The 12,272-nt window shown below is 45.1% G+C and carries 16 protein-coding genes; all 16 read right to left on the bottom strand.

The window, feature by feature from the left end:
* Positions 1 to 8: 8 nt before the first annotated feature.
* The 16 genes from rpsQ to fusA all read right to left on the bottom strand — a co-directional run bounded on the left by rpsQ (position 9) and on the right by fusA (position 12,245).
* A complete protein-coding gene (gene rpsQ, locus HI950_RS32315; protein ID WP_053373906.1) occupies positions 9 to 272 on the bottom strand; it encodes a 30S ribosomal protein S17 in 264 nt (87 codons plus the stop codon).
* A gap of 50 nt (positions 273 to 322) precedes the next feature.
* Positions 323 to 523, bottom strand: a complete 201-nt coding sequence (gene rpmC / locus HI950_RS32310) for a 50S ribosomal protein L29 (protein ID WP_053373905.1) — start codon at positions 521 to 523, stop codon at positions 323 to 325.
* Complete coding sequence (rplP, locus tag HI950_RS32305) at positions 513 to 947, bottom strand: 50S ribosomal protein L16 (RefSeq protein WP_028609647.1); 435 nt, start codon at positions 945 to 947, stop codon at positions 513 to 515. The genes rpmC and rplP overlap by 11 nt, the downstream gene beginning before the upstream one ends.
* A 2-nt stretch (positions 948 to 949) precedes the next feature.
* Positions 950 to 1,612: a 30S ribosomal protein S3 gene (gene rpsC / locus HI950_RS32300; protein WP_053373904.1), complete on the bottom strand. Its 663-nt coding sequence runs from the start codon at positions 1,610 to 1,612 to the stop codon at positions 950 to 952.
* Between the two features lie 13 nt (positions 1,613 to 1,625).
* Positions 1,626 to 1,961, bottom strand: coding sequence for a 50S ribosomal protein L22 (gene rplV, locus HI950_RS32295; RefSeq protein WP_028609649.1), 336 nt, complete (start codon positions 1,959 to 1,961; stop codon positions 1,626 to 1,628).
* Positions 1,962 to 2,003: 42 nt separating this feature from the next.
* The gene (gene rpsS / locus HI950_RS32290; RefSeq protein ID WP_053373902.1) at positions 2,004 to 2,285 is read right to left on the bottom strand and encodes a 30S ribosomal protein S19; all 282 of its coding nucleotides are present in this window, start codon (positions 2,283 to 2,285) and stop codon (positions 2,004 to 2,006) included.
* Between the two features lie 67 nt (positions 2,286 to 2,352).
* Positions 2,353 to 3,183 (bottom strand): 50S ribosomal protein L2, encoded by an 831-nt coding sequence (gene rplB, locus HI950_RS32285; protein ID WP_169090732.1) that lies wholly within the window; start codon positions 3,181 to 3,183, stop codon positions 2,353 to 2,355.
* A gap of 17 nt (positions 3,184 to 3,200) precedes the next feature.
* Positions 3,201 to 3,494 (bottom strand): 50S ribosomal protein L23, encoded by a 294-nt coding sequence (rplW, locus tag HI950_RS32280; protein ID WP_053373900.1) that lies wholly within the window; start codon positions 3,492 to 3,494, stop codon positions 3,201 to 3,203.
* Positions 3,494 to 4,117, bottom strand: coding sequence for a 50S ribosomal protein L4 (rplD, locus tag HI950_RS32275; protein ID WP_169090730.1), 624 nt, complete (start codon positions 4,115 to 4,117; stop codon positions 3,494 to 3,496). Before rplD ends, rplW begins: the two co-directional genes overlap by 1 nt.
* 28 nt (positions 4,118 to 4,145) lie before the next feature.
* Entirely contained in the window at positions 4,146 to 4,769 is a 624-nt protein-coding gene (gene rplC, locus HI950_RS32270) for a 50S ribosomal protein L3 (protein WP_169090728.1), read from the bottom strand.
* Positions 4,770 to 4,810: 41 nt separating this feature from the next.
* A complete protein-coding gene (rpsJ, locus tag HI950_RS32265) occupies positions 4,811 to 5,119 on the bottom strand; it encodes a 30S ribosomal protein S10 (protein WP_017692074.1) in 309 nt (102 codons plus the stop codon).
* Between the two features lie 572 nt (positions 5,120 to 5,691).
* Positions 5,692 to 6,486, bottom strand: a complete 795-nt coding sequence (locus HI950_RS32260; protein WP_169090727.1) for an ABC transporter ATP-binding protein — start codon at positions 6,484 to 6,486, stop codon at positions 5,692 to 5,694.
* Complete coding sequence (locus HI950_RS32255) at positions 6,486 to 7,421, bottom strand: ABC transporter permease (RefSeq protein WP_169090768.1); 936 nt, start codon at positions 7,419 to 7,421, stop codon at positions 6,486 to 6,488. The genes HI950_RS32260 and HI950_RS32255 overlap by 1 nt, the downstream gene beginning before the upstream one ends.
* Before the next feature lie 77 nt (positions 7,422 to 7,498).
* Positions 7,499 to 8,557, bottom strand: a complete 1,059-nt coding sequence (locus HI950_RS32250) for an ABC transporter substrate-binding protein (RefSeq protein WP_169090725.1) — start codon at positions 8,555 to 8,557, stop codon at positions 7,499 to 7,501.
* 308 nt (positions 8,558 to 8,865) lie between these two features.
* Positions 8,866 to 10,056 (bottom strand): elongation factor Tu, encoded by a 1,191-nt coding sequence (gene tuf / locus HI950_RS32245; protein ID WP_169090723.1) that lies wholly within the window; start codon positions 10,054 to 10,056, stop codon positions 8,866 to 8,868.
* A 113-nt stretch (positions 10,057 to 10,169) separates the two neighbouring features.
* Complete coding sequence (gene fusA / locus HI950_RS32240) at positions 10,170 to 12,245, bottom strand: elongation factor G (protein ID WP_169090722.1); 2,076 nt, start codon at positions 12,243 to 12,245, stop codon at positions 10,170 to 10,172.
* Between the last annotated feature and the right edge of the window lie 27 nt (positions 12,246 to 12,272).

The following is a 12,272-nucleotide window of genomic DNA, read 5'->3' as shown; positions in this document are numbered from 1 at the left end:
TACGCTCATTAAATAATAACAGCTACTTCCACAACTTCTACGAGTCTGAAGCGCTTGTCTTTCGAAAGCGGACGAGTCTCCATGATTTTCACGATATCACCAATTTTAGCTTGGTTGTTCTCATCGTGCGCTTTAAATTTTTTCGTAACTTTAATGCGTTTATGGTACAAATCGTGTTTTTTATATGTTTCAATAGCAACTACGATTGTTTTGTCCATTTTGTCGCTTACCACTTTGCCGATTAGAACTTTACGGGCATTGCGTTCACTCATGTTCTTCCTCCTTCCTTCAGCCGTGTTTATGCATTCATGTAAGGGATAGACTAGCTGCTAATTCCGAGTTCTCTTTCACGCAAAATCGTTTTAGCACGAGCAATTCCTTTACGCACATCACGGATCCGAGTCGGGTTATCCAATTGGCCAGTAGCCAGTTGGAAACGAAGATTGAAAAGCTCTTCTTTAAAACCAGCGACCTGTTGTTCAAGCTCAGCAGAGGTTAGGTTTCTAAATTCACTAGCTTTCATTTGCTTCACCACCCACTTCTTCACGTTTCACGAATTTAGTCTTGATTGGCAATTTATGAGCCGCAAGACGCATCGCTTCACGAGCGGTTTCTTCGGATACACCAGCAAGTTCAAACAGGATTTTACCTGGTTTAACTACGGCTACCCATTTCTCAACGTTACCTTTACCACTACCCATACGCACTTCAAGAGGCTTTTGAGTAATTGGTTTGGCAGGGAAAATCTTGATCCATACTTTACCACCACGTTTGATGTAGCGAGTCATTGCAATACGAGCCGCTTCGATCTGACGGTTAGTGATCCATGATGGTTCTAGAGCTTGAAGACCAAATTCGCCGAATGCTACTGTAGTGCCGCCTTTAGCGCGACCCTTCATATGACCGCGTTGTTGTTTGCGGTGTTTGACACGTTTAGGTACCAACATGATTAGTTGCCTCCTTCCTGGGGAGCTTTCTTCTTAGTCGGAAGGACTTCGCCGCGATAGATCCATACTTTAACGCCGATAAGGCCGTATGTTGTAGCCGCTTCTGCCGTGCCGTAATCAATATCAGCGCGTAGTGTATGAAGTGGTACTGTTCCTTCGCTGTAGCCTTCCGAACGTGCGATTTCCGCGCCACCGAGACGACCGCTAACTGCAGTTTTAATCCCTTTAGCACCTGAACGCATGGAGCGTTGAATTGCTTGCTTCAATGCGCGACGGAAAGATACACGACGCTCAAGTTGTTGTGCGATGCTTTCAGCTACAAGAATAGCGTCAAGATCAGCATGTTTGATTTCAGAGATGTTGATGTGTACTTTTTTGCCTTTAGTGATTTTACCAAGCTCAGTACGTAGGTTTTCTACTTCGGAACCGCCTTTACCAATTACCATACCTGGTTTTGCGGTTTGAATCGTTACGTTCACGCGGTTAGCTGCACGTTCGATCTCGATGTGAGAAACTGCTGCGTCTTTCAGCTTGTTTTTCAAATATTCACGGATTCTAACGTCTTCCATAAGAAGATCGCCGAAATCTTTGCCCGCGAACCATTTGGACTCCCAATCACGGATAACTCCGACCCGGAAGCCTACTGGATTTACCTTTTGACCCACACGTAATCCCTCCTTATTTTTCAGATACCACCAAGGTAATGTGGCTGGTTCTTTTATTGATCCGGCTTGCGCGACCCATCGCACGAGGACGGAAACGTTTCATCGTTGGCCCTTGGTTAACGAAGGCTTGCGATATAAACAATTTGTTTACGTCTAGCTGATAGTTGTGCTCAGCGTTAGCAATGGCAGAGTTCAGCAGCTTCTCCAAAATTGGGGATGCAGACTTAGGCGTGTGACGCAAAATCGCGATTGCTTCGCCAACTTGTTTACCGCGAATCAAATCCGCAACAAGCTGTGCTTTACGGGGAGCAATACGGATAAATTTAGCGTGCGCTTTAGCTTCTGGCATGTAGGAACCTCCTCTCGTTCAGTGAAAGATGATAAGGGCAAATTAACGTCTGCCCGTTTTTTTGTCTTCGCCAGCATGGCCTTTGTACGTACGAGTTGGTGCAAATTCACCAAGCTTGTGTCCAACCATATCTTCCGTTACATATACCGGTACGTGCTTGCGTCCGTCATATACTGCAAACGTGTGACCAATGAATTGCGGGAAAATGGTCGAGCGGCGGGACCAGGTTTTGATAACGACCTTTTTCTCAGCTTCGTTCAATACCTCGACTTTTTTAAGCAGGTAACCGTCAATAAACGGACCTTTCTTTAAACTGCGACCCATTTGTGTTCCTCCCTTCATATAAGCGGTAGCGATACTTGCGCATCACGCGGTTTTTATCAAGCTGCTATTATTTCGTGCGACGACGAATAATGTATTGGCTCGATGCTTTTTTCTTTTTGCGCGTTTTGTAACCAAGAGTTGGTTTACCCCAAGGCGACATTGGCGATTTGCGTCCGATTGGAGCACGGCCTTCACCACCACCGTGTGGGTGATCGTTAGGGTTCATGACAACACCACGTACTTGTGGACGATTTCCGAGCCAACGGTTACGGCCGGCTTTACCGATTTTCACGAGTTCGTGATCTTCGTTACCAACAGAACCGATTGTTGCACGGCAAGTGTTCAAGATACGACGAACTTCACCTGATGACAAACGAACGGATACGTAGTTTTCTTCTTTACCAAGAAGTTGAGCACTAGTACCAGCTGCACGAACGAGTTGTCCGCCTTTGCCTGGTTTCAATTCGATGTTGTGGATAACTGTACCAACTGGGATGTTCACAAGTGGCAACGCGTTGCCTGGCTTGATATCAGAACCTACGCCAGAAGTTACTTGATCTCCAACTTTCAAACCTTTAGGAGCGATAATGTATGCTTTTTCACCATCTACGTAATGGATCAAAGCGATGTTGGATGAACGGTTCGGATCGTATTCGATCGTCGCTACGTTACCAACAATACCGTCTTTCGTACGTTTGAAGTCAATGATACGGTATTTACGTTTGTGTCCGCCGCCATGGTGACGAACCGTAATTTTACCTTGGTTGTTGCGTCCTGCTTTTTTGAAAAGAGGAGCAAGCAACGATTTCTCCGGTGTGCTTGTCGTGATCTCTTCGAAAGTCGAGACGGACATGTTACGACGAGCGGGAGATGTCGGTTTGTACTTTTTAATTGGCACTTCGATTTCCTCCTTTTCTAAACAGACGTTTCAAAGAATTCAAGTTCTTTGCTATCAGCGCTCAGTTGAACGATCGCTTTTTTCCAATCCGGTCTGTATCCGCTATGTTTACCATAACGTTTTGGTTTACCCGCAACACGCATCGTGTTAACGCCGGTTACTTTTACTTTAAAGATTTGCTCGATTGCAAGTTTGATTTCAGTTTTGTTTGAACGTAGATCTACTTCAAACACATACTTTTTGTCAACCATGTAATCGCTCGTACGTTCCGTGATAACCGGGCGCTTGATAATATCGCGTGGATTTTTCATTACGCAAGCACCTCCTGTACTTTCTCTACTGCTTCTTTAGTGATGATAAGATTATCATGCACGAGTACATCCAGAACATTGATGCCGTCAGCTGCAACGAACTTCACACCTGGGATGTTACGAGCAGACAATGCTACATTGTCTTCATAATTAGCCGTTACAACTAGTGCTTTGCGGCCAACTTTAAGATTGTTCAAGATTGCTGCGAATTCTTTCGTCTTAGGAGCTGCAAATGTCAGTTGATCCAAAACGATAATCTCGTTTGCAATCACTTTCGATGACAATGCCGATTTAATCGCTAGACGACGAACTTTCTTAGGAAGCTTGAATCCGTATGAGCGTGGTGTCGGTCCGAATACTACGCCACCGCCAACCCATTGCGGGGAGCGAATGCTACCTTGACGAGCACGGCCAGTACCTTTTTGTTTCCAAGGTTTACGACCGCCACCGCGTACTTCGGAGCGTCCTTTAGTTTTGTGATTACCGAAGCGCTCAGATGCTTGTTGATTAACAACAGCACTGTGCAAAACATGAACGTTTGGTTGAATTCCGAAAACCGTTTCAGCCAGTTCTAGTTCGCCCACTTGCGCGCCGCTCACGTTATATACTGTTACTTTTGGCATTTCCTGTTCCTCCTTTCTTTAAGAGCAATTAGTTCTTAACAGTTTGTTTTACTTTTACAAATCCGTTTTTAGGGCCCGGAATGGATCCTTTTACAAGAAGAACGTTACGTTCTGCATCTACACGGATAACTTCAAGCTTTTGAATCGTAATTGTTTCGTGACCCATATGTCCTGGAAGGCGTTTGCCTTTCGGTACACGGTTCGCTTGGATAGAACCCATCGAACCTGGTCCACGGTGGTAACGGGAACCGTGAGACATAGGACCCGTGCTTTGTCCCCAACGTTTGATAACGCCGGCAAAGCCTTTACCTTTAGAAATACCTGTTACGTCAACGAATTCGCCCTCTGTGAATAGGTCAGCTTTCACTTCTTGGCCAACTTCATAATCACCCAGGTTAATTCCGCGAATTTCACGAATGTAGCGCTTAGGTGTTGTGTTAGCTTTTTTAGCATGACCAGCTTCTGGCTTGTTCGATCTGCTTTCTTTCTTATCAGAGAAACCGAACTGAACAGCTTCGTAGCCATCGTTCTCTTGGTCTTTCTTCTGAAGTACTACGCAAGGTCCAGCTTCGATAACCGTTACAGGAACGACATTACCTTCAGCAGTAAACACTTGAGTCATACCAAGTTTTTTTCCTAAGATACCTTTCATGTTGACACCTCATTTCCTTTCTATGATCGCATATGCTGATATTACAGTTTGATTTCGATATCTACACCGGATGGTAAATCCAGGCGCATCAACGCATCAACCGTTTGCGGCGTTGGGTTTACAATGTCGATCAAACGCTTATGAGTGCGTTGTTCGAATTGCTCCCTGGAATCCTTGTACTTGTGTACCGCACGGAGAATGGTGATGATTTGCTTTTCCGTTGGCAACGGAATCGGCCCGGATACGCCTGCACCGGAACGTTTTGCAGTTTCAACGATTTTCTCTGCGGATTGATCAAGAATTCTGTGATCGTATGCTTTCAAGCGGATACGAATCTTTTGCTTTGCCATATAAGTCCCTCCTTCTATCGCCCAATTTATTATCGGACATACTCCGTGAGAAAACCCTGGCACATGCCCCATGGCAAAGGGGCCGGGTGTGTCGGCAACCTCTCACATCATCGCAACGTCAGACCAACAGACACTATTATACCGAATCCAATAGGCAATTGCAACATAAAGTTAAATCATTTTCAACTCACAACCATTTATGATGAATATCGCGATTTGATCATGTATTTATCCTCTATCAAGCAACAAATCAAGCTCTCTTTCAGCTATCCAATTATAATAGAAGAAACAGTTCTGCTCTATGCGTATTACCTTTGTCTTCTTCTACTGCCTGTATGGCACCAACGCTATATTTGTCCGTATAACGCCCATTATGTCCCTTATTACAAGCCATTAGAACATTATCCATTATAATAACGGAATTAATGGGCGCTATCTGATTATAAACAGTTCGCGTACGAAAAGACACCTCCAAATAACGCCAGCATGCAATGATAGCGGCCATATGGAACACATATAAATAAAAAACACGCAGAGACCGATAGTCGCTGCGTGTTCTATTCTCTAATTCTTTAACCAAGCACAATTCTATCATCAGCCAGCTTCTTGCCGCTAATGAGCTCGAATTCCCCAAGCAGCTGCTCGACTGTAAGATCCTTTTTGCGTTCTTCAGGCACATCTAGAATGATTCGACCCTTGTCCATCATAATAAGACGATTACCTAGGCGAATGGCCTGTTCCATATTGTGAGTTACCATAAGGGTAGTCAATTTCATTTCACGGACAAGCGTTTCTGTCAGCGATGTAATGAGTTCCGCACGAGATGGATCTAGCGCGGCGGTATGCTCATCGAGCAGCAAGATCTGCGGCCTTGTGAAGGTGGCCATGAGCAGGCTAAGCGCTTGTCTCTCTCCGCCGGACAATAAGCCTACCTTTGCGCCAAGACGGTTCTCAAGACCAATGCCAAGACGCTGAAGCTCTTGCTTGAAAATAGCACGCTTCGCACGCGTTACTCCAAATGAAAATCCACGAGATTTTCCGCGGGCATACGCTATCGCCAAATTTTCTTCAATAGACATACGAGGAGCTGTACCCGCCATTGGGTCTTGGAACACACGCCCAATCCATTTACTGCGCTGATACTCGGTAAGCTGGCTTATATTGCGACCATCAATCCGAACTTCACCAGCATCCGGCTTCATAACGCCTGAAATAATATTCATCAACGTGGACTTGCCGGCGCCGTTACTACCGATTACCGTAATAAAATCGCCTGGCTTCATCGTAAGGTTAGCGCCAACAAGCGCCGTCTTCTCATCAACCGTACCTGGATTAAACAACTTGGACACTTTAGCTATCTCCAACATTAGCGTCCACCTCCAGGCTGCGCTTTATCCAAAGATGCAAGCATTTCTGCTGTTCGTTTTCGCGCTACGTTTTTTTGTTTAATCACTCTGCGCGTAGAAGGCACGACCAATGCAAATATGATAATAACAGCTGTAATCAGCTTCATATCCGATGCCTCTAGCCACTCCACGCGAAGCGCAAATGCGTAAATAATACGATAAATAATCGACCCAAGCACCGCTGCCAGCGTCGCTCTAAAAATCGTACGAGCACCGAAAATGGCTTCACCAATAATAACTGACGCAAGACCAATGACGATCATACCGATACCCATGCTGTTGTCTGCATACTTCTGGTAGTGAGCAACCAGCCCGCCTGAAGTAGCAACGAGGGCATTCGATAAAGCGATACCGAAGATTGTCGTAATGTCGGTATTGGCACCGAAGCTCCGGATCATACGTGAATTATCTCCTGTTGCGCGAAGACTTAATCCAATGTCCGTACGGAAAAATAAATCGAGCACCAGTTTGACGATAATGACAAATATAATCATGACCGCGAGAGTCGGTAAGTTATCAAATAAATTATCATGACCTCTTAAAGATAGATTCGGCTTGCCCATTATCCGCAAATTGATCGAATATAAGGCAATCATCATAATAATGCCTGATAGTAGACCATTAACCTTGCCTTTAGTATGCAGCAGTCCTGTGCAAGTACCAGCAATAGCTCCGCCTATAAAAGCACATATAATTGCTAGCCAAGGAGCTGTTCCGTTTACAGTTAGAACCGTTCCGATAGCGGCTCCTGTTGTGAAGCTGCCGTCTACTGTAAGATCCGGAAAATCAAGAATCCGAAATGTAATATAAACACCAAGTGCCATAAGCGCATACAATAATCCGCTTTCTACGGCTCCCTGTATCGATGCGAGCAAATGACATACCTCCTTTATCATAACAAGGGGGTGAACGAGTAACCCGATCACCCCATGTATAGCTTTTGTTTTATTATTTTTAGCTAAATGCCCGTAAATTACTCGATGATGTTGTTAGCTTGATCCTTAACGAACGCTTTCATCTCATCGGTTACGGTGATGCCTTGCTCTGCCGCTGCTTTCATATTGAAAATGAAATCAAGCTTCTGAGGAACAGTAACATCCATCTCCGCTGGTTTTTTGCCGTTTTTCAAAATTTCAACTGCCATTTGACCAACTTCATAGCCATGATCATAATATTTGAAGCCTACTGCCGCGAATGCGCCTTTTTCAACAGTATCACGATCAGCTGAGAAAAATGGTATGTCATTTTCATTTGCTACTTCGATAATCGCATCTGCGCCAGTAACAACCATATTATCTAAAGTAATGTAGATAGCATCGACACGGCCAACTAAAGAATCGGCTGCTTGTTTAACGTCTGATGAATTAGCTACCGATGCTTTGATCAGCTTGATATCATGCTTAGCAAGTGCTTCCTCAGCAACTTTAGCCATTACTACAGCGTTTTGTTCGCCCTCATTAATGACAAGACCAACATTTTTTACATCAGGAATTTGGGAAGCGATAAAGTCCATTGTTTGTGTAATAGCAGCTGGATTCGTATCCGATGCACCGGTAATGTTGCCTCCTGGCGCTTCCAGTTGCGTTACGATACCTGCTTCAACTGGGTCTGTTACAGCAGCAAATAATACAGGAATGTCCTTTACATCATCAGCAAGCGCTTGTGCAGTCGGTGTAGCAATACCTAATGCAAGATCGCTTTTGCTGCTAGCAATTTTTTGCGAAATCGTTTTAATGTTCGCCTGCTCGCCTTGTGCATTATTGAAATCGAGCTCCAGGTTTTTGCCTTCTTCAATGCCTGCATCTTTAAGAGCAGCGACGAAGCCGTCATATGTTGCATCCAATGATGGATGCTCTACGATTTGGGAAACGGCAATTTTGTACGTTTTCTCGGACGTGTTACCGGCGTTTGCTCCCGCGTTTGCTGTATTACCTTCGTTTTCCGAGCCAGTTTTACCTGTGTTGGCACCACATGCTGCCGTTACAATCATAATCGAAGCTAATGCAATACTAAGCCAAAACTTTCTGTTCATCCTTTAAACCCCTCTCATCGTGTAAGTCGTCTTGTAAAGAAGCTGTTATGGACTAATCAAGTACAGCAAAGCATCATCGCTTTCTCTCATTAAAGTCTATGACTGTACGTAATTGGCTGTATCTTAACGAGCAAGACGACATTCTATTACTATTCCCTAATATTAAATGGGCTTGAGGTGTACAGTCAATCATTAGTTGAATGTAAAAATAAGTTAGTCGACCTATTGCTCGACAATGTCCGCACAAATCAAAAGCCCTCACCAAGGTGAGGGCTTTTGTTATTCATAGCGGCTAAAGCCGCCATCAATTATTTTTGGATAGAAGCTACAGCGCCAGCGCCTACTGTACGGCCGCCTTCACGAATAGAGAAACGTGTTCCCTCTTCAACAGCGATTGGAGCGATAAGCTCAACCGTTACAGTGATGTTGTCGCCAGGCATAACCATCTCAGTGCCTTCTGGCAGGTTGATGATACCTGTTACGTCAGTTGTACGGAAGTAGAACTGTGGACGGTAGCCAGTGAAGAAAGGCTTGTGACGGCCACCCTCTTCTTTAGTAAGAACGTAGATTTGTGCAGTGAAGTTAGTGTGTGGTTTAACCGAACCCGGTTTAGCCAAAACTTGTCCACGCTCAATGTTGCTGCGGTCTACACCACGAAGCAATGCGCCTACGTTGTCCCCAGCTTGAGCGGAGTCAAGCAATTTACGGAACATTTCAACGCCTGTTACTACGGATTTACGGGATTCTTCAGCAAGACCGATAATTTCTACCTCGTCGCCGACTTTGATAACGCCACGCTCTACGCGACCTGTAGCAACTGTACCACGGCCAGTGATTGTGAATACGTCCTCGACAGGCATAAGGAAAGGCTTAGCTGTATCGCGCTCTGGAGTTGGGATATAAGTATCCACTTGCTCGAAGAGTTCAACGATTTTTTCAGCCCATGGGCCTTCTGGATTAGCAAGAGCTTCACGAGCAGCACCACGAATGATCGGAGTGTCATCGCCTGGGAACTCATACTCGGAAAGAAGGTCACGAACTTCCATTTCTACCAATTCAAGAAGCTCTTCGTCTTCAACCATGTCGCATTTGTTCAAGAATACAACGATGTAAGGTACGCCTACTTGTTTCGAAAGCAAGATGTGCTCACGAGTTTGTGGCATTGGGCCGTCAGTAGCGGAAACTACAAGAATAGCTCCGTCCATTTGTGCAGCACCAGTGATCATGTTTTTAACGTAGTCGGCGTGACCTGGGCAGTCAACGTGTGCGTAGTGACGAGCTGGCGTCTCATACTCAACGTGAGCTGTCGAGATTGTGATACCACGCTCGCGCTCTTCTGGAGCTTTATCGATTTGGTCGAATGCGATTGCAGCACCGCCATATTTTTTGGAAAGTACAGTTGTGATAGCTGCTGTCAAAGTCGTTTTACCGTGATCGACGTGACCGATTGTACCGATATTAACGTGCGGTTTGTTACGTTCAAATTTAGCCTTAGCCATTGAACTTGAGCCTCCTCAATATATCATGAATTTTTTTATGTGTGGGCCGACATCAGGTTTGCAAGCAAACGTAGCTGGCGGCCAAAAGCACTAATTTAGTAGACCAAAAGCGATTACTCGCCTTTGTTCTTAGCAATGATCTCTTCAGAAATCGATTTTGGAACTTCTTCATAGTGAGAAAGCTCCATGGAGAATACGCCGCGTCCTTGTGTACCGGAACGTAGTGTTGTGGAATAACCAAACATCTCGGAGAGAGGTACCTTGGAGCGGATAATTTGTGCACCTGCACGAGTATCCATACCTTCGATACGACCACGACGGGAGTTAAGCATACCCATAACATCGCCCATGTACTCTTCAGGAACAGTAACTTCTACCTTCATGATAGGCTCAAGAAGAACTGGCTTACATTTATCTTTGGCAGCTTTAAGCGCCATCGAACCTGCAATTTTAAACGCCATCTCCGAGGAGTCAACATCATGGTACGATCCGTCAACTACAACAGCTTTGACATCAACGAGCGGGAAGCCAGCGATAACGCCGTTCTTCATTGACTCTTCGATACCAGCTTGGATAGGAGCGATAAATTCACGCGGAATTGATCCACCAACTGTTTTGTTTTCGAATATGAAGCCTGAACCCGGCTCAAGTGGTGAGAACTCAACCCAACAATGACCGAATTGACCTTTACCACCGGACTGACGAACGAACTTACCTTCAACCTTCGCAGCTTCACGGAACGTTTCACGGTAAGCAACTTGCGGTTTACCAACGTTTGTTTCAACTTTGAATTCACGGAACATACGGTCAACGAGAATCTCAAGGTGAAGCTCACCCATACCAGAAATGATCGTCTGGTTTGTTTCTTCGTCTGTATGTGCGCGGAAGGTAGGATCTTCTTCTGCCAGTTTGGAAATTGCGATACCTAGTTTATCTTGGTCAGCTTTCGTTTTTGGTTCGATAGCAACCGAGATAACCGGCTCAGGGAAGTTCATTGATTCAAGAATGATAATGTTCTTCTCATCGCAAAGAGTGTCTCCTGTTGTTGTGTCTTTAAGACCAACAGCTGCAGCAATATCACCTGCATACACTTCGGAAATCTCTTGACGAGCGTTCGCATGCATTTGCAAAATCCGTCCAATCCGTTCGCGTTTGCCCTTAGTTGAGTTAAGAACATAAGAACCGGATTTCAGAATTCCTGAATACACACGGAAGAACGTCAATCTACCAACATAAGGATCCGTCATGATTTTGAATGCCAAAGCCGAGAACGGCTCTGTATCGGATGATGGACGTTCGCCTTCTTCGCCGTCTTCAAGCGTACCTTTAATGGAAGGTACATCAAGCGGAGATGGAAGATAGTCTACAACCGCATCCAACATCAATTGAACGCCTTTATTGCGGTAAGATGAACCAACGATTACTGGGAAGATTTTAACTTCGCAAACACCTTTACGGAGTGCTGCTTTAATTTCTGGAATAGTGATTTCTTCACCTTCCAAATATTTCATCGTTAATTCTTCGTCCAGTTCAGCAACCTTCTCAATCAATTCCGTACGAAGCTCTTCCACTTGGTCAGCATACTCCGAAGGAATTTCAACTTGAATAGGGTCTTTACCTGTATCGTCTTTGTACTTATATGCTACACGTTCAACGATATCGATAACGCCGACAAAATCAGACTCAGCGCCAATCGGAATTTGAATGGCAACAGCATTAGCTTGCAGACGCTCACGCATATCTTTAATAACGTTAAGGAAGTCTGCACCAATGATGTCCATCTTGTTTACGTAAGCGATACGCGGAACGTTGTAACGGTCAGCTTGACGCCATACAGTCTCAGACTGTGGCTCAACGCCTTCTTTAGCACTGAAAACTCCAACGGCCCCGTCCAAAACGCGCAGGGAACGCTCAACTTCTACTGTGAAGTCAACGTGTCCCGGGGTGTCGATAATATTAATACGGTGTCCATTCCATTGAGCAGTCGTCGCGGCAGACGTAATCGTAATACCGCGCTCTTGTTCTTGTTCCATCCAGTCCATCGTAGCAGCACCTTCGTGCACTTCTCCGATTTTGTGGGTACGGCCCGTGAAGAACAAGATCCGCTCAGTTGTAGTGGTTTTACCAGCATCAATATGCGCCATAATCCCGATGTTGCGCGTATTGTTCAAGGAGAACTCTCTTGACATAAAATGGTCTCCTCTCGAATGTTAGAA

Origin of the sequence: Paenibacillus sp. PL91, from assembly GCF_012935325.2 — a bacterium.
GTDB lineage: Bacteria > Bacillota > Bacilli > Paenibacillales > Paenibacillaceae > Pristimantibacillus.
This window is presented reverse-complemented; position numbering and strand designations above follow the sequence as displayed.